This window comes from Dryocola clanedunensis (assembly GCF_038405435.1).
GTDB classification, from domain to species: Bacteria; Pseudomonadota; Gammaproteobacteria; order Enterobacterales; family Enterobacteriaceae; genus Dryocola; species Dryocola clanedunensis_A.
The window spans coordinates 82074-105884 of record NZ_JBBYHZ010000004.1; the positions used below are offsets into that span (position 1 = coordinate 82074).

The 23811-nt window shown below is 54.4% G+C and carries 19 protein-coding genes; 13 read left to right on the top strand and 6 right to left on the bottom strand.

All coding sequences use genetic code 11. The annotated features are described in order from the left end of the window. Positions 1–126 precede the first annotated feature (126 nt). From AAE045_RS10915 to AAE045_RS10950, 8 genes are all read left to right on the top strand, one after another. Complete coding sequence (locus tag AAE045_RS10915; protein ID WP_455547746.1) at positions 127–945, top strand: DUF72 domain-containing protein; 819 nt, start codon at positions 127–129, stop codon at positions 943–945. A gap of 67 nt (positions 946–1012) precedes the next feature. Further along, positions 1013–1408, top strand: coding sequence for an MAPEG family protein (locus AAE045_RS10920; RefSeq protein WP_455547747.1), 396 nt, complete (start codon positions 1013–1015; stop codon positions 1406–1408). Between the two features lie 38 nt (positions 1409–1446). Beyond that, a complete protein-coding gene (gene cmoA / locus AAE045_RS10925) occupies positions 1447–2190 on the top strand; it encodes a carboxy-S-adenosyl-L-methionine synthase CmoA (RefSeq protein WP_202300728.1) in 744 nt (247 codons plus the stop codon). Then, the gene (cmoB, locus tag AAE045_RS10930) at positions 2187–3158 is read left to right on the top strand and encodes a tRNA 5-methoxyuridine(34)/uridine 5-oxyacetic acid(34) synthase CmoB (RefSeq protein ID WP_455547748.1); all 972 of its coding nucleotides are present in this window, start codon (positions 2187–2189) and stop codon (positions 3156–3158) included. Before cmoA ends, cmoB begins: the two co-directional genes overlap by 4 nt. A 767-nt stretch (positions 3159–3925) precedes the next feature. Beyond that, positions 3926–4516 (top strand): fimbrial protein, encoded by a 591-nt coding sequence (locus tag AAE045_RS10935; protein ID WP_455548051.1) that lies wholly within the window; start codon positions 3926–3928, stop codon positions 4514–4516. A 66-nt stretch (positions 4517–4582) separates the two neighbouring features. After that, positions 4583–5248: a fimbrial biogenesis chaperone gene (locus AAE045_RS10940; protein WP_455547749.1), complete on the top strand. Its 666-nt coding sequence runs from the start codon at positions 4583–4585 to the stop codon at positions 5246–5248. Between the two features lie 47 nt (positions 5249–5295). Then, positions 5296–7821 carry a fimbria/pilus outer membrane usher protein gene (locus tag AAE045_RS10945; protein WP_455547750.1) on the top strand — a complete coding sequence of 842 codons (2526 nt, stop codon included), beginning with the start codon at positions 5296–5298 and terminating at the stop codon, positions 7819–7821. Positions 7822–7830: 9 nt separating this feature from the next. After that, positions 7831–8931 (top strand): fimbrial protein, encoded by a 1101-nt coding sequence (locus AAE045_RS10950; protein WP_455547751.1) that lies wholly within the window; start codon positions 7831–7833, stop codon positions 8929–8931. A gap of 61 nt (positions 8932–8992) precedes the next feature. Here the strand turns inward: AAE045_RS10950 and AAE045_RS10955 are convergent, their stop codons facing one another. After that, the gene (locus AAE045_RS10955; RefSeq protein ID WP_455547752.1) at positions 8993–10411 is read right to left on the bottom strand and encodes a DUF1996 domain-containing protein; all 1419 of its coding nucleotides are present in this window, start codon (positions 10409–10411) and stop codon (positions 8993–8995) included. A 179-nt stretch (positions 10412–10590) separates the two neighbouring features. Between AAE045_RS10955 and AAE045_RS10960 the strand changes: the two genes are divergently transcribed. After that, the gene (locus tag AAE045_RS10960; protein WP_455547753.1) at positions 10591–11286 is read left to right on the top strand and encodes an XRE family transcriptional regulator; all 696 of its coding nucleotides are present in this window, start codon (positions 10591–10593) and stop codon (positions 11284–11286) included. Positions 11287–11408: 122 nt separating this feature from the next. Here AAE045_RS10960 and cutC read toward each other — a convergent pair whose 3' ends face one another. Next, positions 11409–12158: a copper homeostasis protein CutC gene (gene cutC / locus AAE045_RS10965; RefSeq protein WP_455547754.1), complete on the bottom strand. Its 750-nt coding sequence runs from the start codon at positions 12156–12158 to the stop codon at positions 11409–11411. A gap of 90 nt (positions 12159–12248) precedes the next feature. Here cutC and AAE045_RS10970 point away from each other — a divergent pair, with 90 nt between their 5' ends. After that, positions 12249–13388, top strand: coding sequence for a MalY/PatB family protein (locus AAE045_RS10970; RefSeq protein ID WP_455547755.1), 1140 nt, complete (start codon positions 12249–12251; stop codon positions 13386–13388). Here the strand turns inward: AAE045_RS10970 and AAE045_RS10975 are convergent. After that, positions 13383–13952, bottom strand: coding sequence for a VOC family protein (locus AAE045_RS10975; RefSeq protein WP_455547756.1), 570 nt, complete (start codon positions 13950–13952; stop codon positions 13383–13385). The genes AAE045_RS10970 and AAE045_RS10975 overlap by 6 nt on opposite strands. 247 nt (positions 13953–14199) lie before the next feature. Here AAE045_RS10975 and argS point away from each other — a divergent pair, with 247 nt between their 5' ends. From argS to torA, 3 genes are all read left to right on the top strand, one after another. Further along, entirely contained in the window at positions 14200–15933 is a 1734-nt protein-coding gene (gene argS, locus AAE045_RS10980) for an arginine--tRNA ligase (RefSeq protein WP_455547757.1), read from the top strand. Between the two features lie 277 nt (positions 15934–16210). After that, positions 16211–17368 (top strand): NapC/NirT family cytochrome c, encoded by a 1158-nt coding sequence (locus AAE045_RS10985; protein ID WP_455547758.1) that lies wholly within the window; start codon positions 16211–16213, stop codon positions 17366–17368. Further along, positions 17368–19848, top strand: coding sequence for a trimethylamine-N-oxide reductase TorA (torA, locus tag AAE045_RS10990; RefSeq protein ID WP_455547759.1), 2481 nt, complete (start codon positions 17368–17370; stop codon positions 19846–19848). Before AAE045_RS10985 ends, torA begins: the two co-directional genes overlap by 1 nt. Before the next feature lie 55 nt (positions 19849–19903). Here the strand turns inward: torA and lpxA are convergent, their stop codons facing one another. The 3 genes from lpxA to AAE045_RS11005 all read right to left on the bottom strand — a co-directional run bounded on the left by lpxA (position 19904) and on the right by AAE045_RS11005 (position 23710). Then, entirely contained in the window at positions 19904–20695 is a 792-nt protein-coding gene (gene lpxA / locus AAE045_RS10995; protein WP_455547760.1) for an acyl-ACP--UDP-N-acetylglucosamine O-acyltransferase, read from the bottom strand. Between the two features lie 280 nt (positions 20696–20975). After that, entirely contained in the window at positions 20976–22115 is a 1140-nt protein-coding gene (bglB, locus tag AAE045_RS11000) for a beta-galactosidase BglB (protein ID WP_455547761.1), read from the bottom strand. After that, a complete protein-coding gene (locus AAE045_RS11005) occupies positions 22115–23710 on the bottom strand; it encodes an MFS transporter (RefSeq protein WP_455547762.1) in 1596 nt (531 codons plus the stop codon). Before AAE045_RS11005 ends, bglB begins: the two co-directional genes overlap by 1 nt. Between the last annotated feature and the right edge of the window lie 101 nt (positions 23711–23811).

A 23811-nucleotide genomic window follows, 5' to 3' on the forward strand; every position in this document is an offset into this window, starting at 1 on the left:
CTACCCTATAGCATTCGAGCTGTAGGTAGGCGGCAAGGGAGAGAGTCCCCGGGAGCTTACTTTAGTAAGTGACTGGGGCGAAGGAGTGCAGCCAACACCCCTACAGCCTGAAGGATGACGAGTAGAATGATGTACATTGGCCTTCCACAATGGTCGCATCCTAAGTGGGTGCGGCTGGGCATAACCTCCCTTGAGGATTACGCCCGTCACTTTAACTGTGTGGAGGGCAACACCACGCTCTATGCCCTGCCGAAAGCCGAAATCGTGCTGCGCTGGCGCGAACAGACCAGCGACGATTTCCGCTTTTGCTTTAAATTCCCGGCCACGATTTCCCACCATGCGGCGTTACGCCAGTGTGGCGATCTCACCGCCGAGTTTTTTGACCGCCTTTCCCCTTTAGCAGATCGTATCGGGCAATACTGGTTACAGCTTCCCGCTACCTTTGGCCCAAAAGACCTCCCGGCGCTGTGGAACTTTCTGGATACATTGCCGAAGGATTTCACCTACGGCGTGGAAGTGCGCCATCCATCATTCTTTGATAAAAGCGCCGATGAGCAAGCGCTGAACCGTGGCCTGCACGAGCGAGGCGTCAACCGCGCGATACTGGACAGCCGCCCGGTGCATGGTGCAAAGCCCCACAACGAAGCGATTCGCGAAGCGCAGCGCAAAAAACCGAAGGTGCCTGTTCATGCACTCGTCACCGCAGCCAACCCGCTTGTGCGTTTCATCGGCAGTGATGATATGCAGCAAAATCTGCACTTCTTTCAGGTCTGGCTGAAAACCCTGCCCAAATGGGCGGAAAATTCCACGCCGTTCCTCTTCCTGCATACGCCCGACATTGGTGAAGTGCCGGAGCTTGTCCACACCCTGTGGCCCGGCCTGCAGCAGGCCTTTCCCGACATCGGTAACGAACCCGCTATTCCCGGCCAGGAGTCGTTGTTTTAGGAATAGCGACAGCCATTTTCAGCGCTGCTATCATAGAGGCCTCGCTGTAGCTCTAAAGGATATAGGTATGGTAAGCGCGCTCTACGCCGTGCTGGGTGCTTTGCTACTGATTAAGTTTTCTTTTGATGTTGTTCGCATGCGTTTGCAGTACCGCGTCTCCTACGGCGACGGGGGTTTTAGCGAACTCCAGAGCGCCATTCGCGTGCACGGCAACGCGGTGGAATATATTCCCGTCGCGCTGATCCTGTTATTGCTGATGGAAATGAACGGTGCGGAGACCTGGATGGTGCACGTTTGCGGCATCCTGCTTATCGCTGGCCGCCTGATGCACTACTACGGATTCCATCACCGTCTGGTGCGCTGGCGTCGTTCCGGCATGAGCGCCACCTGGTGTTCACTGTTGCTAATGGTGCTGGCGAATCTGTGGTATATGCCGTGGGAGTTGGTTTTCTCGCTGCATTAACGCAAAATACGCCCTTTCGAATTTCCCGGATATAAGTGATGTCTGACCGCGATATGCTGTTTTCCGCACCTATCGCCCAGCTGGGCGACTGGACCTTTGATGAACGCGTGGCGGAAGTGTTCCCCGATATGATCCAGCGCTCGGTGCCGGGTTACTCCAACATCATCTCGATGATTGGCATGTTGGCCGAACGCTTTGTTACGCCCGCAAGCCAGGTTTACGACCTGGGCTGCTCGCTGGGTGCGGCAACATTGTCGGTGCGTCGTAATATTCAGCACGACGGCTGCAAAATTATCGCCGTAGATAACTCCCCGGCGATGGTCGAACGCTGTCGTCGCCATCTGAACGCCTTTAAGGCGCAGACGCCGGTGGATGTTATCGAAGGTGATATCCGCGATATCCATATCGAAAACGCGTCCATGGTCGTGCTGAACTTCACGCTGCAATTCCTCGAACCAGACGACCGCCAGCTGCTGCTGGAAAAGATCTACCAGGGCCTGAACCCTGGCGGCGCGCTGGTGCTGTCAGAAAAATTCAGCTTTGAGGATGACGAAGTTGGCGAGCTGCTGTTTAACATGCACCACGACTTCAAGCGTGCCAACGGCTACAGCGAGCTGGAGATCAGCCAGAAGCGCAGCATGCTGGAAAACGTCATGCTCACCGACTCCGTAGAAACCCATAAAAAACGCCTCAAACAAGCCGGTTTTGACCACGCGGAACTGTGGTTCCAGTGCTTTAACTTTGGCTCTTTAGTTGCACTGAAATCTGGAACCCCGGCATGATCGACTTTGGTAATTTTTATCAGCTTATTGCAAAAAGCCCGCTGGCCCCGTGGCTGGAAACCCTGCCCGCGCAAATTGCCACCTGGCAACGCGAGAATCTTCACGGCCAGTTTAAGCACTGGTACAACACGGTTGAGTATCTGCCGGAGCTGGCTCCGTACCGCCTGGATCTGCTGCACAGCGTCACCGCCGAATCGCAGACGCCGCTGAGCGAAGGCCAGCGTCTGGGCATTGAGAAACTGCTGCGCAACCTGATGCCGTGGCGCAAAGGCCCCTACTCGCTGTACGGCGTGGACATCGACACCGAGTGGCGCTCCGACCTGAAATGGGATCGCGTTCTGCCGCACATCTCCCCGCTTGCTGGCCGGACTATTCTTGATGTCGGCTGCGGCAGCGGCTATCACCTGTGGCGCATGATAGGCGCGGGCGCGCAGCTGGCCGTGGGTATCGACCCGATGCAGCTGTTTGTCTGTCAGTTTGAAGCGGTGCGCAAGCTGCTGGGCAACGACCAGCGCGCTCACGTGCTGCCGCTGGGCATCGAACAGCTTCCCGAGCTGAATATCTTCGACACGGTATTTTCAATGGGCGTGCTCTACCACCGCCGCTCGCCGCTGGACCATCTTTATCAGCTAAAAAATCAGCTGGCTAAAGAGGGCGAGCTGGTGCTGGAAACGCTGGTGGTGGAAGGTGACGAGAACACGGTGCTGGTGCCGGGGGAACGCTACGCGCAGATGCGTAACGTCTACTTTATTCCGTCTGCGCTGGCGCTGAAGAACTGGCTGGAAAAATGCGGCTTTGTCGATGTGAAAATTGTCGACCACTGCTACACCACAAGCGAAGAACAGCGTCGGACCAGCTGGCTGACGACTGAATCCCTGGCCGACTTCCTCGACCCGAACGATCCTACCAAAACGATCGAAGGCTACCCTGCCCCGCTGCGCGCCGTACTGGTGGCCCGCAAGCCATAAAATTCAAACCAACTTAGGCTGTACATGCGGCCTAAGTTACCCCTTAGCCGCTGGAAATTTAAGCTTAATTACCAGCTTCAGTAAAAAGGGTTGCCACACACTTTTTATTGTTATTCCCTGCCTTAACGTATTTCTAATATTCTTATTTTCAGCCACCGCAGAAGCGCTGCTCGCGTAAATAATGTCTAATTTTTCAGAACGTGAAAAGTCGGTACCTTACATCACTCCGTTCATAACCCCCCACATTTTGTTACGTGACAAATAATCAATAGCAATATTTGCACATTTTCCTTTTAGGATTATTCTTAAAAGACCACCAAAGCCCGCGCCAGCCACAAGGGTATCATTTTAATTAGTTCTTATAATTGAATCCAAAAGGTTAACGTCACATTACCAATGTTAATAAAATGATAGAAATTCATTTGTTGATTTATTCTTTACACATCACACCATAACATTCATCCTTTGATCCTCAATTATTTTACTTTCAAATTAATTTTATAACCTTATGCTTCACAAAATAATTTATTGCTTATTGTGTATATTTCCTTAATATTAAAGATGCATTTTATGCACAACTAATGAGATTAAAAGAATAAATTCGTTCTCCGCATTATTGCTATTCAGGCGAACGAAATGGATTAAAAGTCAAACATCCCTCGACGGAACGAAAATCAGTTAACAAGGAAGAACTGCGGGCGAAATGTTATGCCAGGACAGCGTCACAGCTGTCGCGCAGGGGATACAAGTTAATGAAGAGATTAGAAATGAAATCACAGTTCCGTATTATGGCATTAATTTTATCTGCACTAACTTCTGGCGCAGTAATTTCAGAAACTACGGGTGTAAACGTCAACCCTGGCTCCGAAGCCGGGACACAAAGCACCGGCGGGCAAGTACAATTTACCGGCTCTATCACTGATACCTCCTGTAATATTGATTCACAAAGCGTAAGTCAACAGGTTGACCTGGGAAAATGGTCCAGCAATTATTTTACTGCCGCTGGTACCGAAACAACGAAAACTCCTTTTCATATTAAAGTTCAGGATTGTCCGGATTCCGTGACTAAAGTGGCAGTGCTCTTCGATGGTAATCATGATGCAACTGATAAAAACCTGCTGGCGATCGATTCAGGTGCAAAAGCGGCTACCGGCGTAGCGATTGAACTCTTCGAAGCTGATAAAACTGATAAAATCGCTCTTGGTACCGTCTCAAAAGAATACCCAATCAATATCGGCGATAACGGAAATGATGGGACAGCCGATCTGACATTCTATGCAGATTATCGCTCTACTGTTGACAATGTTACCGTCGGCACAGCCAACGGCGTAGCAAATTTCAATATGGTATATAACTAAGTTATTAATGAGCAGGCTTTCACCTGCTCATATTCATTGTCATAGACATTATCCTGCCAGGTATTTATGAACCGTTATTTCATGACGATAGCAGTCTTTTTTTCATTGGTATCTTTCTCTTCTGTTGCCGGGATTATAATGGGTGGGACAAGAGTAATTTATAATGAAGGTGACCGTGAAGCTTCATTATCGGTTACCAATGCAGACTCTCATGTACCCTATCTGGTGCAATCATGGATAGAAAATTATTCGTCAAACAAGGCGGAACGGGCACCTTTTATCGTGACGCCACCGCTATTTCGCCTCGATCCTGAACAAAAAAACATTTTACGCATCACCTTCACCGGTTCGCAACTACCCACCGATCGCGAGTCCGTTTTCTGGCTCAACGTAAAAAGTATTTCGCCTTCACAAAAAGGCATCAGCAATAAATTACAGGTCAATATCAAATCCATGTTCAAGATTTTTTATCGACCCGCTGGTCTGCCTGGCGATCCGGCCACAGCATGGGAAAAACTGGAGTTTCACTGTAGCGGGAGGCGTTTAATTGCCGTCAATCCCACCCCGCGTTTCATCTCCTTTTATTCAATCACGGTCGCGGACAGAGAAATTGATGAACCGGGCATGATCGCTCCGCTGACGGGTAAAGAGTGGCCTGTGGAGCACTGTGGTCAAGTTAAATGGCGCGCCATCAACGACTTCGGTGGCATTAGCGATTACGCACGGCGTTGAACTTCGTTGAAACTTCATCGTCCGACGATGCATTTGTGAAAAAATACATGTCAAATAAGTCGCACGGGTATTCACTGCTTGATACCCCCTCTACAGGCAACCTCCTGCTGGCCACTATGCCGACAGCTCTACTATTCATGAGCTGCAGCGGACCGGTGCTGGCGGATGATTACTTTGATCCAGCGGCACTGGAGTTTTCCGATCAGCAACAAAAAACGGCGGACCTGCATTATTTCTCTAAAACGGGTGGACAGCTTCCAGGTACCTACCGGGTTAGTATTGTCGTAAACAATCAAACTGTTAGCCAACAAACTGTAGAGTTTGTCGAAGAAGACGGGGAGCTGAAACCCGTGTTGACAGCTGCGCAGCTAGCGGAATACGGTGTCAACGTTAGCGCCTTTTCAAGGTTTAATGCGCTGTCTGAAGGTGAATCATTCACCAGGATCGAACGTTTTATTCCCGATGCGAGTAGTAAGCTGGAATTTACCGCCCAGCGCCTCATCCTGAGCATTCCACAGGCAGCTATGAACGTACAAAGCCGTGGATATGTCGACCCTGCCCGCTGGGACGACGGCATAGCTGCCGCGTTTGTTAACTACAGCCTGACAGGTTCACAAACCCACCAGCGGGAAGGCGTTATAAACTCAAACTATTTAAATTTACGCAGCGGCATTAATATCGGCGGCTGGCGTTTACGTAACATCTCATCGCTGATGTACGACAAGCACAGCCGCTGGCAGTCGCAAAGTAGCTATTTACAACACGATGTCAAAGAGCTGCAAAGCTTGTTACGTATTGGCGATACCTACACTTCAGGCGACATATTTGACAGCATTCAGTTTCGCGGCATCCAGCTTATGTCCGAAGATGAAATGCTGCCGGACAGTCAGCGCGGCTTTGCTCCTGTTATTCGCGGTATAGCCCACAGCAACGCCAAAGTCACTATTTCGCAGCATGGCTATGTCATCTATGAAACCTACGTGGCCCCTGGCGCGTTTGCGTTGAAAGATCTCTATCCGACAGCTCAAAGCGGTGATCTTGAGGTAAAAATCACCGAAAGCGATGGTTCTGTAAGAACTTTTACCCAGCCGTTTTCTGCCGTTCCTTTCATGTTGCGTGAAGGACGTAGCAAAATTAGCGTCAGCGTTGGCCGCTTTCATTCAGGCGGCGATGAATCGCGTAAGCCGCAGTTTATACAATCAACCCTCTTTTACGGCCTCCCGGCATCCTTTACTGTTTTTGGCGGTACGCAACTCGCTGAAGATTATCAGGCATATGCCGTAGGCATAAGCCGTGGTTTTGGAGAATGGGGTTCGTTAGGCTCAGACGCCACGTTTTCAACGACAAACACCCCCACGCATAAGCGCTATTCCGGCCAGTCTATACGCGCGCAGTACCAGAAAGATTTCAATCTGACGGGAACCTCTTTCAGCCTTGCCAGCTATCGCTACTCTTCCAGTGGATATTACGACTTTAGTGAGGCGGTAACGCTGGAAGATCCTAAGAGCCCTTTGGACAATAAAAGAAGCCGCGAAGAGCTTTCTGTAAGCCAGTCTATGGGGAGCTGGGGCAGTATTTCCAGTTCGGTTTATTCGCAAGAATACTGGCATTCACCGCACCATGACGAGACTCTGCATATCGGTTTTTATAGCGGCTGGAAGGGGATTTCGTGCGGACTTGGCTATTACTTCACAAAGTCGTCGACAAAAAATCAAGCGGACCGCTCGGTATCGCTCAACGTTAATATTCCTTTAGAACAATGGCTGCCTGAACACTCTGCCAGCTATAACATGTCCTCCGACAATAGTGGCCATACTTCTCAGCAGGTCTCGCTATATGGCACGGTGCTGGGGGAACATAATTTTTATTACAATGTTCAGCAGGGATATGGCAATAAAGGCCAGAGTGTAAATAGCGGTGTGGGCATGGATTATCATGGTGGTTATGGTACCGCTCAGCTTGGCTACCGGTACGATAATCTTAACAGGCAATTGACCTGGGGGGCTTCGGGTTCTGTTGTTGCCCACGCGCATGGCATCACCTTCGGCCAGGCTACCGGCGATAGCTTTGCTGTTGTTCGCGCGCCTGGCGCGGCGCACGTTGCCATTCAAAATGGCAGCAACGTCCATACGGATTCACGGGGTTACGCCATTGTACCAACGCTGACGAACTGGCGTAAAAACGACATCACCCTTGATACCAGTACGATGGACACCCAGACAGACGTTGAGCTGGACAGCCAGACGGTTATACCTGGAGGCGGCGCGGTGGTCTTAGCAGATTATCAGACGCATATCGGTTACCGGGTGCTGTTTACGCTACGTGATAAAAACGGTCCGCTTCCTTTTGGTGCCAGTGCTCATCTTATTCCAGCCGCTGGCGAAGACAAAAAGCCCGCCAGCGGCATGATAGCCGATCGGGGCGAAGTCTATCTTAGCGGGATACCCGCCCGGGGTGCTATTGAAGCAAGCTGGGACGAGCAAAATGTTACTTACACCTGTGTTATGCCATTCAGCCTTTCCGCCTCGCAGCAGCAAAACCAGGTGAAAACTTTCGCTGGCATCTGCCAGTAAAGGATCAGTATGAAAAACCTTATTCGTATTGGATTTATCGTTCTTATGACCGGCAGCTACTGCCACAGCAGTTATGCTGAAAATTGTAATGCCGCCACCGGGCAAACGACGTTCAACACCCAAAACATACAGTACCTCCCCACGCTGCCAGCTAACACGCAAATGACAAACCAGATGCAGGACAACGGCAGCGGGGTCCGTTTCTCATGTGATCTACAGGCACCTCTCGCAAAATACAAAAGGATAATTTATCAACAGATGGATACCTCAGGTTCTGGCACGGTCATCAACGGCCATCATGTGTTTGCGACGAAGCTTGAAGGTATTGGGTATTCTCTTGGTTTCCAGTGTGGCGGCGGGCCGATACGGTATATTGATGGCTTATCTTCACCCGCCGGAAGCGAATCTATCACCGTTTGCGATAGCTCCCAGCTCTCAGACATGATGACCCAGCGCGAACTGACTGTGAAAATGTTTGTCATTTTTTATAAAACGGAGGATGTGTCGCTAAATAGCGGAAACCACGAAAACGTCGACGCTCAGCCTCAGGTAGGAAAGCTTTTCATGGAACAGCAAACGGCTGGGACAGACGGGGTCACGACCTCCACGCCAACGATCATCGATCTCTCTGCGCTCAATGTTGATATCGGGTCGAATGGTAGCTGCCAGGTTACAACATCCCGGATTAACGTTAACCTGGGCACTGTAAACAAATCTGAGTTTAAGGGCCTGAAGACCACTGCCGGCAACAAGCAATCCTTTGCTGTACCCGTCTTTTGTACTACCCCTACGGACGTGAAAATTGGTTTCTTTGGCGTTACAGCGGAGCCCGGCCTTACCGACACGTTAGCACTGAGTCAGGAAGACCGTACGGCTAAAGGCGTAGGGATTCAAATCAGTTACGGCAATAACCCACCACCTGCACCTTCCGCCGGTACCGCGCTGATCATTAACGAAGCCAGTAATTTACCTGTGTTGAAACACATTACGGCCAGCAGCGCTGGCAGCGCCGAAAACATTAATTTTACAGCTCAATATATTCAAACCGGCGAAACGGTATCTCCTGGCTCTGCCAACAGCTTAGCGACATTCACGCTTATATATAATTGATATCATGAGGCCTGATGCCGTACCGGAAGTTCCGGCACGGCAAACCTGAAATGCAGATTGCTCAGACACCAAACTCATTGTACGAAATAAGTGAAAGTACCGGCTTATGGTCACTTTCGCTGCTGCCGATATCGAACTTAAAGTTATTGTCCGTACCGTCTTTCACGCAGAGCGAGATTGTCTTTTTACCCGCATCAATTGCTGACTGCACCAGTGGCGTAATGTCATAAGTGTTATACATTTCGGTGCTGCTCATCCAGAAAAGAGTGGCGTTTGAGCAGGCAGGCGCGTTATCCATGGTTATCTTATTTTCATCCCAGTCATCGCTGGTGGCGTAGATATAAATCCCAACCTGAGAGACTCCATCCGGCTGCGCGCGGCCATAAAAACTCAGCTTATAAACCGGCGTAAACCCTTTAGGGAAATTGCTCGCCCCCTCTGGAATTTTAAAACGGATATAACTGTTAGTCTGCGCATACCCCTCGCCGCCGTTCTGCAGCGTTAATGTTTTGTCGCTGCCGAAGTTGGTAGCATGGGCATCGCCGTCGGTCACAGACGCATCGGCCAGCGCTTCCGTATAGCTATAGGCCACCTCTTTACCGCAGTCGATAGCATTGTTCATGCAGAAATCAGCCATATACTTCGCCGCTTCAGGCCTCCAGCCGTTGAAGAAATCTGCGTGTGCGGTATACAGGGATCCCCAGTTCTCCTTGATGACGTTGCCCTTGTCATCGAGGGTAGGATCCAGCGACAGCTGCGCGCCTCGCAGATCGAACACATTACCTACCATATAAGCCACGTTGATGCTGATATGCGGAATGCGTTTCGGATAACCTGCCGGACAGGTACCATTTTCATCCGCATAGGCCGCATTGTTCGGCCCTCCGCTCATTACCTGGGGCGCCAGGTTCACCCCGTCCCAGCAGGTCGGGAAGCTGATCCCGATATTAAACTGCGTTCCATTAACGGGGTCAGGCTTACACTGCGCCGGGATGTCATTTGAATAGTCCATGCCGGTACAGAGGAAGCTGATGTTTGGGTTTGCTTCGCTTCCGTGATGATCGCCTGCAAGGAGCTGAATGCCCGTTGGTAACGGGTTGACTTTAAAGCGTGTCTTACTGGGAATAGCCTCGTTGGTATAATAGGTTTTCTGATAGCTCGGTTTAATAATTCGTCCGTCAGCCAGGCGCAGCGACGGTGCCCAGTAGGCGGTGGCATCCGCCACGTTTTCGCAGGTGCTCGCCGGAGTAGCCTGCAAACTTTTCGCCGTAGAGTTGCCGTTAGCCGCCTCATTACCAAAGAAATCGTGGGACATGGCAATTCCCGGCTTGCCTGGATAAAGAATGGGGTCGTCGGCCAGCGTATGAGAATAGTTACAGACTACGTTTGCCGCTCCTTCAGGAAGGGTTTCCTCCGCCAGGGCCGTATGGCACGCCGCCATGCCGATAAGCATGACCGCTGCACTTAAGAGTTTATTCATTTCATTGTTCCTCGATGCGTTAATTTAGGTTTTGCGCAAATCAACTTGTTAACAGACAACAATGAAGGCTTTTGATTGCGTTAAGAGCAAATCAATTTGCGTAATTTGCATATTAGGAGCGTTTTGTATGTTCCGCAAATAAATTTGCAAAAATCACAATTGTGATTTGTAATTCAGCAATGAACATCGGAAAACGTATTCGGGATCTCCGCCAGGCGCGGAACATGACCATCACGGACCTTGCCGCTTCAATAGGAAGCGATGCGGGAAATATCTCGCGCCTTGAAACAGGCAAGCAAAAATCCTTTACCGAGGCGTCGCTGGCTAAAATTGCCCGGGCGCTTGCGGTGCCGGTGCACGATCTTTTTGCTGAGGACGAACCAGGCTATGCGGTGCAAAAGCCAGGGGATTCAGATGAGAGTGAGACGGACACAGAAGACGGTTATCGCGTTGATATTCTTGACGTCAGCGCCAGCGCGGGCGAAGGGTATGTAAACAGCAGCGATATCGTTGAGACCATCCACTCTATCGTCTACAACACCGAGCACGCCCTTGCGCTCTTTGGCGGCAGGCCGGAGTCGGCGATAAAAGTCATTAACGTGCGCGGCGACAGCATGTCCGGCACGCTTGAGCCCGGCGATTTGCTCTTTGTCGACGTCACCGTCCGCCAGTTAGAAGGTGACGGAATATACGTGTTCGGCTTTGATGAGAAGATCCACGTTAAGCGGCTACAGATGGTCCCGGACCGCATTCTGGTGCTTTCGGACAATCCGAAATACCGGGAGTGGGCCATAGACAAGAGCAACGAGAGCCGCTTCTGCATTTTCGGCAAGGTTTTGATAAGCCAGTCACAGGAATTTCGCCGACACGGCTGAGCTTTTCTTTTTGCATAATTCGCAAATCACAGCATAAAAAAAGCCCCGGTAAAGCACCGGGGCCTGGTACGAGCAAACATCACATTGGGCGACATGATGCGCGGTTAAAAACCTTTTGCGTATCAGGCTGCCGGTTTTGCGGTGGCCAGTACGGCTTTCATTGCTGCCACCACGTCGCCATCTACGCAGTAGCGGTTAAATTCATCGGCTTCGGCATCCGCGCTCATCGAGACACCCGCCTTACGGTAGCGCATCGCAGAGGCAACGCTCTGTCCTGCCGAGCTGTGCACCTCGTCAACCTCTTGATCAACGAACTTTTGCAGGTTGCTCAGGCGCACGCCAGCACCCGCCATAATGATTGGAGCACGGGATTGGCGTTTTAGTTCCCTGAGTAATGAAAGTCCTGCTTCGGCGTTCTGCTGCTGCCCCGAAGTCAGAATGCGCGCCACCCCCAAATCGGTGAGCTGGTTCAGCGCAAGGACGGGGTTATGGCACATATCGAAAGCGCGATGGAAGGTGACCGCCATGCCGTTGCAGGCGTCCATTACCTGCCGCATACGCGCCAGATCGACATGCCCCTCTTCATCCAGCAGGCCGATAACCAGACCGGGGAAACCCAGTTCGCGTATAAACCCGATATCTTCCAGCATGGTGGCGAACTCGCCTTCGGAATAACAAAAATCGCCGCCGCGCGGACGAATGATGGGATGGACGGGAATGGTAACCAGCTGCTTCACCTTGCGAAGCACGCCTGCCGACGGCGTCAGCCCCCCTTCTTTGGGTGCCGCACATAATTCAATGCGGTCGGCTCCGGCCCGTTCTGCGGTCAGCGCGCAGTCTATTCCATAGCAGCAAATTTCCAGCAAAGCCATTGATTACTCCTTAAAAATCTTCAGGCTGGCTGTTGTCTCAGTGACCCGGAGTGGTAATCTGAAACAACGCACATAACGGGATAAATTATCATGGCATTCAATTTTGACGAAGGGATCGACCGCCGTCACAGCGACTGCAAGAAATGGCACAAATTTGGTGAGGAAGTTTTACCGATGTGGGTAGCCGATATGGATTTTCGTTCGCCGGACTGCATTATTGACGCGCTTCACCAGCGCGTGGCGCACGGCGTCTTTGGCTACGGTGACGTCCCGCGCGAGTTAATTTCTACCGTGGTCGAACGCATGGCCAGCCGCTACCAGTGGAACATTAAGCCTGAATGGGTCGTTGTGCTGCCGGGGGTTGTGGCCGGGTTAAACCTCTGCGTGCGGGCTTTTACCAGCGCGGACGAAAGCTCGATTGCCCCGACGCCAGTTTATCCGCCGTTCAAAAAATCTGCCGTGCTTGCCGACCGCGCCCAGCTAAACGCCCCGCTGCGCCTTGAGCATAATCGCTGGCTGATGGATCTCCCCTCCCTTGCATCCCAGCTTACCGGCAAAGAAAAACTGCTGATGCTGTGCAACCCGCAAAACCCCGGCGGCACCGCGTACCGTCGTGAAGAGCTGGAACAGCAGCTGGCCTTTGCGCAGCAGCACGACATGATTGTCTGCTCGGATGAAATCCACTGTGATTTGCTGCTGGAGCCGGGCGTAAAGCATATTCCGTTTGCAACGCTAAGCGAGGACGCGGCGCAGCGTTCGGTCACGCTTATCTCCCCGTCTAAAACTTATAATATTGCGGGCCTCGGCGCCTCCATCGCCATCATTCCTGATCCTGACCTGCGCAGGCGCTTTAACAAAATTCGCGAAGGGATTGTGCCGAGCGTGGATATCCTGGCGTTAACGGCGGCTAATGCGGCCTGGCGCGAAGGCGATGCATGGCTCGAAGCGCTGCTGCCGTATCTGCGCCGCAACCGCGACAGGCTGGTGCAGGCCGTCAATGGGCTGGCCGGGCTGGAGATGGTCTCGCCGGAGGCAACCTATCTTGCCTGGGTGGATGCCAGCAAACTAGGGGTTGAGAACCCGGCGCTGTTCTTCCAGAAGGCCGGGCTTGGCTTCTCGCCGGGCAGCGAATTTGGCGACGGTAATTTCGTGCGGATCAACTTCGGCTGCCCGGCGTTCATGCTGGAAGATGCCATCGGGCGCATGCAGACGGCGGTGAATGAGCTATAGCCCCGCCCGCTCGCTGGCGACGATCTCTTCAATACTCCACGGATGGAATTTGATGGTCACCTTGCCGTCCGTCACCGCAAGGGTCGGGTTCGGCAAACGCTCGTGCTCCCCTTTCGGCGAGCTGGTTTTCACCGAAATACCCGTCTGGCGCAGTCCGGCATCGGAAAGCAGCTCAAGCGCACGGCTGTTCAGCGTTTCCGGTTCGCCGGGCAGCACAATTTCAACGTGCTCCCAGCCTTCGTGCGGGTAGCGCTTTTCGCCCGGCCACGGCAGCTCAACAATCGTAAACTTCCAGTGCTCCACGCAAACCGGCTCGGCCAGGCGAAACAGGCAGATGGGCCGATCGTTGATGATATTTTCCGACAGCAGCGTCCCGCACTGTTCCAGCCCCTTCCGCCAGCGCTCCGCCGTCGCGTTCTGATGGCAGCGCAGGGAAATGTGATCGGCCTCAAGAAGTGACAGATCCAGATCCAGCCGCGTGGCAAGTTCCATTAACGCTTTTGTAAAACGCGGGAGATCCGCTGAAATATCATTCAGTTCTGCAATTGTCTGCCAGTTGGCCATCGTCTTGTCCTCGGGAACCTGAAGGGCGCTAATCTACCTTTTAAAATCGCCGCCACCAACCCTGCAGGTGCCGCTTCGCTGCTGAATGGTTATTCACTATACCGTTGAGTTTAGTTCAGGGCGCGCGGGGCAAGGCTTTTGCTGACGAAGGCGGTTAAATACAGTTATACTTAGCCCCTTATTTTATCCCCCACGATACGGCTGCCGTCCAGTTCTGGCGGCCCAAAGAAAAATGTAAGGTATCCCGGTGAATATTCAGGCTCTTCTATCAGATAAAGTCAGTCAGGCACTGATTGCCGCAGGTGCGCCTGCGGATTGCGAACCTCAGGTTCGTCAGTCAGCCAAAGTCCAGTTCGGTGACTATCAGGCCAATGGCGTGATGTCCGTTGCGAAATCCCTGGGCAAGCCGCCACGACAAGTCGCAGAGTCCGTTATCGCCAATCTGGATCTGACCGGGATCGCCAGCAAAGTAGAAATTGCCGGTCCTGGCTTTATCAACATCTTCCTCGACCCGCTGTTCCTGGCGAAGCATATTGATGACGCAGCCGCCTCTGACCGTGCGGGCGTCAATACCGTGGCTCCGCAGACTATCGTTGTCGATTACTCCGCGCCAAACGTGGCAAAAGAGATGCACGTCGGCCACATTCGCTCCACCATCATCGGTGATGCAGCGGTCCGCACCCTGGAGTTCCTCGGCCATAAAGTTATCCGTGCCAACCACGTTGGCGACTGGGGCACCCAGTTCGGCATGCTGATTGCGTATCTCGAAAAGCAGCAGCAGGAAAATGCGGGGGAGATGGCCCTCTCCGACCTGGAAGAGTTCTACCGCGCCGCCAAAAAGCATTACGACGAAGATGAAGCCTTCGCCGAACGCGCCCGCGCCTACGTCGTTAAGCTGCAGGGTGGCGATGAGTACTGCCGTCAGATGTGGCGCAAGCTGGTCGACATCACCATGGCGCAGAACCAGAAAACCTATGACCGCCTTAACGTGACGCTGACCCGCGACGACGTGATGGGTGAAAGCCTGTACAACCCGATGCTGCCGGGCATTGTCGCAGACCTGAAGGCGAAAGGTCTGGCGGTGGAAAGCGAAGGCGCAACCGTGGTTTACCTGGACGAATATAAAAATAAAGATGGCGACCCGATGGGCGTGATCATCCAGAAAAAAGACGGCGGCTATCTCTACACCACTACCGATATCGCCTGTGCGAAGTACCGTTATGAAACGCTGCATGCGGATCGCGTGCTCTATTTCATCGACTCCCGTCAGCATCAGCACCTGATGCAGGCATGGACCATCGTGCGTAAAGCAGGCTACGTGCCGGATTCCGTTCCGCTGGAACACGAGATGTTCGGCATGATGCTGGGCAAAGACGGCAAGCCGTTTAAAACCCGCTCCGGCGGCACCGTTAAGCTGACGGACCTGCTGGATGAAGCGATGGACCGCGCCCGCACGCTGGTCGGCGCGAAAAACCCGGACATGCCCGCCGATGAGCTGGAAGCCCTGGCGATCGCCGTCGGCATTGGCGCCGTGAAATATGCCGATCTGTCAAAGAGCCGTACCACGGACTACATCTTTGACTGGGACAACATGCTGGCCTTCGAAGGCAACACCGCGCCGTACATGCAGTACGCCTACACCCGCGTGCTTTCCGTCTTCCGTAAAGCTGGTATTGATGAAGCAGAGCTGCTGAAATCGCCGGTGGTTATCACTGAAGATCGCGAAGCGCAGCTGGCCGCCCGCCTGCTGCAGTTCGAAGAGACGCTGAACGTGGTAGCCCGCGACGGCACGCCGCATGTGATGTGTTCTTATCTTTACGACGTGGCCGGCCTGTTCTCTGGCTTCTACGAGCATTGCCCGATCCTGACCGCTGATTCTCAGGAGGCGCGCAACAGCCGCCTGAAGCTGGCGCTGCTGACCGCGAAAACGCTGAAGCTGGGTCTGGATACGCTGGGCATTCAGACCGTAGAGCGCATGTAATCTTTTGGCGTCATCCACGTAATATGTCGGATGACGCTTCGCTTATCCGCCCTACGGTTCGATGGTGTAGCTTTAGGGTGGATAAGCGGCAGCGCCATCCGCCGTCTGCCCTTTCCCCCCTCATTTAATCCCCTCATTTTGTGCAGTATCAACGAAGCGTTAATTTTTATTACTCATTTTGAGGTAAGTTTCCAAAAAGCCCTTATAATTCATGCGTAAACATTATCGCCACCAAGAGCGATATTTCCGCGTTGATTTTTCTTCTAAGGGATTTTCTATGAATCAATCGAAACGAGCGCCCAGAAGGCGTCTGACATGGCTGTGGATACTGCTAATAGGCATCGTGCTGGGCGCAGCCCTGTTAACGGGCGGCGCGACGGTGATGCACAAAACCAGCGATACCGAGTTCTGCGTCTCCTGCCACTCCATGGAACGCCCGCTGGCTGAATACCAGGGCAGCGTTCACTTCCAGAATACCAAAGGGATCCGCGCCGAATGCGCCGACTGTCACGTTCCCCACCAGCCTATCGACTACCTGACCACCAAGGTTATGGCGCTGAAAGACGTCTGGGGTGAAATGACCGGCAAAATCGATACGCCGGAGAAGTACGACGCCCACAAGCTGGCTATGGCCCAGAGCGTCTGGGACACCATGAAAAAGAACGACTCCGCAACCTGTCGCTCCTGCCACAGCTATGAGGCTATGGACATTCTGGCCCAGCGCCCGGAAGCCCGTAACGAACACCCGGTAGCCATCAAAAAAGGCGAAACCTGTATCGACTGCCACAAAGGCGTTGCCCATATTCTGCCGGATATGAGCGAGCTTTCCGCAGCCGGTGCCAGCGAACTGTCCGCCGCCGCCGCGAAAGTCCCGGCTACGGCCAGCACGCTGTGGTCAATCTCTACCCAGCCATTCTGGCTGAGCGCCGACAGCAAACAGCATAACGCCGGTAACCTGATGCCGGGTACCGAAGTCAGCGTGGTTAAACGTGAAAACAACATGATCCTGGCGGAAGTGGACGGCTGGCAGCAGGATGGCGTCAACGAGGTCTTCTATTCTGCCGCGGGCAAACGCATCCTCAGCGTGCTGCTGGGCGAAGACGCCCGCAAGCAGGTGAAGCAGGTAAGCAACTTTACCGATCCGGAAACCCAGCTGGTGTGGCATAAGAGCGCGCTGCAGGTCTGGCTGCCTGCCGGACAGCTCATCGACAACCAGCAGAAAATCTGGGATTACGCGGCGTCTATGATGTCCACCAACTGCACCGGCTGCCACGGCCTGACCTCCCTTGACCGCTTCAACGCTAACCAGTGGATTGGCGTTATCAAAGGAATGGCGCCGCGCACCTCCCTTGACCAGGAGCAGCTGCGCGTTCTGACCCGCTACGTTCAACAGCACGCAAGCGATATGCCTGCGGCCAGCAAGGAGGCTAAATAATGAAAGCCAATCGTGAAGGCATGCAACTTTCCCGCCGCCGTTTTCTGACCGGTGCCGCAGCCCTCGGCGGCGCATCTTTGCTGGGGGGGCTCTTCCCCCGCTCGGCAATGGCCGAGGCGGTAAGCCAGGCGCTGCCGCAGTTTGTGGTGCTCCGCCAGGCTGAAAAAGGCATTCTGACCAGCGCCCACTGGGGCGCTTTCGAAGCCATCGTCCGCGACGGAAAAATGGTTGAGACTCGCCCGGTACAGGACGACCCGTTCCCTAATGAGCTAATCACCATGGCACCGCATCAGGTCCACGCGCCGAACCGCGTTAAATACCCGATGGTACGTAAAAGCTGGCTGGAAGGCGGTTCCCGAAACTGCCGTCCGGAACTGCGCGGCTGCGATGAGTGGGTGCGCGTAAGCTGGGATAAAGCCCTGACGCTGGTGAGCGATGAGATTCGCCGTCTGCAAAGCGAGCATGGCCCGCAGTCCATTTATGCCGGTTCCTACGGCTGGAAGAGCGTGGGAATGCTGCACAACAGCCGCACCCTGCTGCAGCGCATGATGAACCTGTCCGGCGGTTTCCTGGGCTACGCGGGGGATTACTCCACCGGTGCCGCTCAGGTGATTATGTCGCACGTGGTGGGATCCATGGAGGTTTACGAACAGCAGACCGCCTGGCCTAACGTGCTCGACAACAGCCAGCTGGTGATCATGTGGGGCTGTAACCCGGTCGTCACGCTGAAAAACAGCTGGAACGTGCCGGACCACGTTGGCCTTGCGGGCTTTGAAGCGCTGAAGAAAAAAGGCGTGCGGGTGATCGGCATCGACCCGGTGAAGAGTGACAGCATCGACTATATGAACGCCGAGTGGCTGGCACCGCATCCTTATACCGACAGCGCCATGCTGGTGGGCATCGCCCATACGCTGATGGCCGAAAAGCTGCACAACGCCGACTTCCTGAAAACCTATACCGTCGGCTTCGATAAGTTCGCGGCCTACTTCAACGGCGAGCAGGACGGCGTGGTCAAAGATGCCGACTGGGCCGCCGCCATCTGCGGCGTGGAGGCGGAAACCCTGCGCCAGCTGGCGCGCGACATGGCGAAGAACCGCACCATGATCATGGGCGGCTGGGGCATCCAGCGTCAGCACCATGGCGAACAGCTGCACTGGCTGCTGGTCACCGTGGCGGCTATGCTGGGCCAGATTGGCCTGCCTGGCGGCGGCTTCGGCTTCAGCTATCACTACTCATCCGGCGGCAGCCCGACGGCACGCGGCGGTATTCTGGCCGGGATATCCGCTGGCGATTCACCGAAAAACAGCCCGACGCCGATCCCCGTTGCGCGCATTGCCGAATGCCTGGCTAACCCGGGCAAAACCATCGACTTCAACGGCGCGAAGGTCACCTACCCTGACGTGAAGATGGTTTACGTGGCGGGCGGCAACACCTTCCACCAGCATCAGGACACCAACAACCTGATCAAGGCCTGGCAGCATCCGGAAACCATCGTGGTCAACGAGCCTTACTGGACCGCAACCGCGAAGTACGCCGACATCGTTCTGCCGGCAACCACCAGCTACGAACGTAACGACCTGGAGATGGGCGGGGATTACTCCCAGCTTTACGTCTTCCCGATGCACCAGTGCGTGCCGCCTCAGCACGAATCCCGCAGCGATTTCGATATCTTCTCGGGCATCGCCGCTAAGCTGGGCGTTCAGGAAGCCTTCACCGAAGGCAAAGACGAAATGCTGTGGCTGAAAGGCATGTACGACAACATGAAGGCGCAGGCCCGCAACGCCCGCGTCGCCCTGCCGCCGTTCGATATGTTCTGGGCGTCGAACAACTACGTTCGCTTCCCGGTGCCGGAGAAAAACAAGCAGTGGGTACGCTTTGCCGACTTCCGCGACAATCCGCTGCTTAATCCGCTGGGTACGCCGTCAGGGAAGATTGAAATCTACTCTGATGCCGTCGCTAAAATGGGTTATGAGGACTGTCCGGGGCTGCCGGGCTGGCTGCCGCCGCACGAGTGGTACAAAGGGCCGGAGGCGAGCAAGTATCCGCTGTCGCTCAACACCGCGCACCCCATCAACCGCCTGCACTCCCAGCTGGACAATACGCCGCTGCGTAAGAAGTATGCCGTCGCCGACCGTGAAGCCATCTGGATCCACCCGGAAGATGCGAAGGCACGAGGCATTGGCAACAATGAGCTGGTGCGCGCCTTTAACGACCGTGGACAGATACTGGTCGGGGCCGTCGTCACCGAGCGGGTTCGTCCGGGCGTAGTGCGGATCAGCGAAGGTGCGTGGTTCGACCCGGCGGATCCGCGTGAATCAGGGTCACTGTGTAAGAACGGCAACGTGAACTGCCTGACCTTCGATATCGGCTCGTCCAACCTGGCGCAGGGCAACTGCGGGCAGATGGCGCAGCTGGAAATCGAGAAGTACCAGGGTCCGGTGCTGAATAACACCGCTCACGCGGTGCCAGCCGGTGCCTGATAAGCATCCTTAGCACAAAGGCTCGTCACGATGACGGGCCTTTTTTTTGCCCGCGCTAGCGAATAATTCCCCGCGCCGAACGCGCAAAGAACTCGTTGTACACCGCAATGATGGGGTAGTCGCTCTCCCCTGCTTTCAGCGTCGCCTTCACCTCATCAATGCTCAGCGCCTGGTGATAAAACCTTTCGTACAGCTGGATAACCAGAATCTGCTGATAAAGCTCCAGCGCGAGAAAGGCCGCTGCCTTGTTGTTAATTCCCTGCGGGGCCGCCCGGTTGCCGCTGGCGATGACAAAGGGCGGAACGTCCTGTACGACGGCGGACTGGCTGACTACCTTCGCCGCCGTACCCAGCATGCAGAACTGATGGATGGCGCACATGAAGCCAATCTCCACCTCATCGGCAAGTTCGACGTGCCCGGCAAGGCCGCTGTTGTCGCCAATCTGCGTCCGGTCACCGACGACGCAGTCGTGCCCGACGTGAACGTTGTTTAAAAAACGGTTGTCGTTGCCGATGATGGTCGAGCTGATGCCCTGCACCGTCCCGCGATGAAAAGTGGCGTGCTTGCCGACGTGATTGCGGTCCCCAATCACCAGCGTAGTGGGCTCACCGGCATATTTAAGATCCTGATTCACCTCGCCAACGGAGGCATACGAGCCAAAGATATTATCGCGCCCGATGGTCGTCAGGCCGGTTATCACGGAATGGGAGGCGATGACGGTGCCCTCGCCAATCACCACGCCTGCGGAAATAACACAATAAGGGCCAATGCTAACGTGCGCGCCGAGCACCACGCCGGACTCGACCACGCTGCTGCTGGCCACCCGGGCAAGCGGTGAAATAGACATCAAATTATCCTGAAGAAGGTACTGAACGGAGGGGAAAATAACCGGGAAGAGGCTTATCGAATAGCGAGAGCATAATGAAATGCCGCGCGTATTACGCCTTTTATATTTTTTCTATTTTTTGAACTATTTGCGAAGGTGGATACCTCCTCCGCAAACTGAGAAATTGCCGGATGACGCTTCGCTTATCCGGCCTACAGGTGCCAGGCCAGCGTCATCCTTCGCAAATTGTGAAAAGCCGGATAGCGCTTCGCTTATCCGGCCTGCAGGTAACGGTGAACGATTAGAAATAAATGCGCAGATACTCGCCCAGACAAAGGATTGCCATCGCCTGGCCGTACGGCATGGAGGTCAGCGGGATCTGGCGATAAAACTCCAGATTGCTGCCCATCCCCGTGCCAAACGACGTTTGCAGCAGCTCGCCGTCAGGGGAAATATTGGCCACGATGCCTTTCATCGCCCTCTCGGCGACTTCGCCGTACTCCCTGCTGATATAGCGCTTACGGATGCCTTTCAGAATGCCGTAGGCAAACCCCGCCGTAGCGGACGCTTCAAGATAGGAGTGAGGATCGTCGAGCAGCGTATGCCACAGGCCGCTGTCATCCTGGCACTTCGCCAGCGCGGCGACCTGGTTTTCCAGCACCTGCACCAGATAGCGGCGCACCGCGTTATTCTCCGGCAAATCAACCAGCTCGAGGAAGTCAGGAATAACGATGGTCAGCCAGCTGTTGCCGCGCGCCCAGCGGGCGTTGGCAAAGTTATGGTTGCCTTCGTAGCTCCAGCCGTGGAACCACAGGCCGGTCTCTTTATCCATCAGGTTCTGCACGTGGAGCAGGAACTGATAGGTCGCCTCCTCAACGTATTCCGGGCGGTTCAGCAGCCTGCCGATTTTCGCCAGCGGCAGGACCGTCATCATCAGCGTGTCATCCCACATCTGCTGGTGGTTCTCTTCCGCCAGGGTAATGTGCTGCATCCCACCGTGGTCGGTGCGCGGCATCTCGTACATCGCCCACTCCGCCCAGCTCTCAAGCCACGGCAGATATGACGGATTGCCCGTCTCTTCATAACGGTAGGCCAGCGTCAGGAACGGGGCCATGGTATTGACGTTTTTGGTGGTCGCGCCCTCCGCGAAGCGGTCGGCAAACCAGCCGTCGATAATCTCACGCATTTTTTCATCGCCGGTCTGGCGGTAATACTGATACATGCCGTACAGCCCGACGCCGTGGGTCCACTCCCAGCCCGCCCAGCCTTTGGTGTCGATGACGCGCCCGTCGTCCAGCCGCAGCAGGAACTGCCCGGACTCGTCCTTAATGGTAATGAGATTGTCCGTCACCTTATGGATCAGGCCTGAAAGCTCATCCCGGGCGATAAAGCGCTCCGGCTGGCACAGTAGCGGGCTGTGTTTGACGGGATAAATAATCATTAACTTAACCTCTGAGTAGCGTTGGTATTTGAATTCATGGCGGCGGCGCTCTTCAGGCTCGGTGCCGCAGGTTTGTTATGGTTGAGGTAACCGATATTGTTGTTACCCCAGAGATTCTCATAAGGCATTCCCGCCAGCATCTCGACGGTGGCGCGGGCCTGCGGAGTGATCTCTTCCGGCACGGCACGGTTGGCGACCCGCATCTTCGCGGTCTCTTCACGCAGTACGCTGTGGGTTTGCAGGTTGAGCTTAAAGCGCAGGGAGATCAGGAAGCCGCAGGCCAGCACGGCAACGGTGCCAAAGCTTAGAATCATCAGGATGGTGTGGCTGACCGCCGGCGGCTGCACCGTCTGGCCGGAAACGAAGCCGGAGAGCTGCATCACAATCCCCACCAGCATCACGGCTCCGGCCTGGGACGCCTTGCGGGTCAGGGTCATGATCCCGGCAAAGATCCCTTCCCGGCGCTGCCCGGTGATCACTTCGTCCACGTCGGCAATATAGGTATAGGTGTTCCACGGCACATAGTTGATGCCGCCGCGGCCAAGACCGGCAATAGCAGAAACCAGCAGCAGCAGAGAGAAACCGTCGCTCAGGCCCGCGTAGTACAGCACGGCGTAAGAAATAGAGCTCAGGCCAAACAGCACCACCACCATCCGGTAAGAAGGTGCGGGCCCGAATTTAATGCACAGCGGGATCATGCCGATGACCGCGATAAACTGCATTATCGCCATCGTTCCCAGCAGGTTAGAGGCGACGGACGCACTTTGCATCAGCACGAACACCACGTAATAGGTGAACACCGCGTTGAACACATCCTGCGCGATATAGCCCCCCAGATACATGCCCAGGTGCTGACGGAAAATTTTGATGCGTAAAGTCGAGGTCAGCTCGACGTTAAGCCGCTTCATGCTTTGCTTAAAGGTCAGCGATTTCTTCTCTTCCTCGGCCCGCAGCGCCGCTTCCGTCCAGTCGGAGCGTGGGCGCTCCCAGGTGAACAGCCAGACGAACGTCAGCACGATTGCGCAGAGCGTGGCGAAGACCAGGCTCGCATAGAAAAAGGAGACAGCGTTGTCTTTACCGAAGTGGTTCAGCAGGATGCCAGGGAGGAACGCCGCAAGAATAGCCGAAAGCTGCGCCATAGAGATTCGCGCCCCGGAGAACTTGGTTTTCTGTTTAAAATCATCCGTCATTTCCGGCACCAGCGTCTCGTACGGCACCAGAATCATCGTATAAACCACGTCAAAAATCAGGTAGGTGACAAGGTAATACCAGTAGCTCATCTCCCCGACCCACATAAAGCTGTAGCTGAAAACTAACGGGATACCGAGCAGGATAAAGAATTTACGGCGGCCAAAGCGCTTGCCAAGCCAGGTGGAGCCGAAGTTATCGGTCAGGAAGCCCATCAGCGGGCTGACCACCGCGTCCAGCACGCGAGCCAGCGCAAAGATAAAGGTCGCTTCGATGGGCGAAAGCCCGCAGAAGGTGGTGTAAAAATAGAGCAGCCATGCTGCGGTCAGCGCCGTGGTACCCGCGCCGAGAAAATCACCTGCACCGTAAGCGAGATAATTCTTCAGGCCAATTGTACGTTTTTTCATTGCCGTCAACCCCGTTGCTTTTGTTATAGGAGATTGCAAATCAGGCCTCTCACAGGCCGGAAAGAAATCCTCAGGGGTAAAGTAAAAGTATGGGGCCCGGG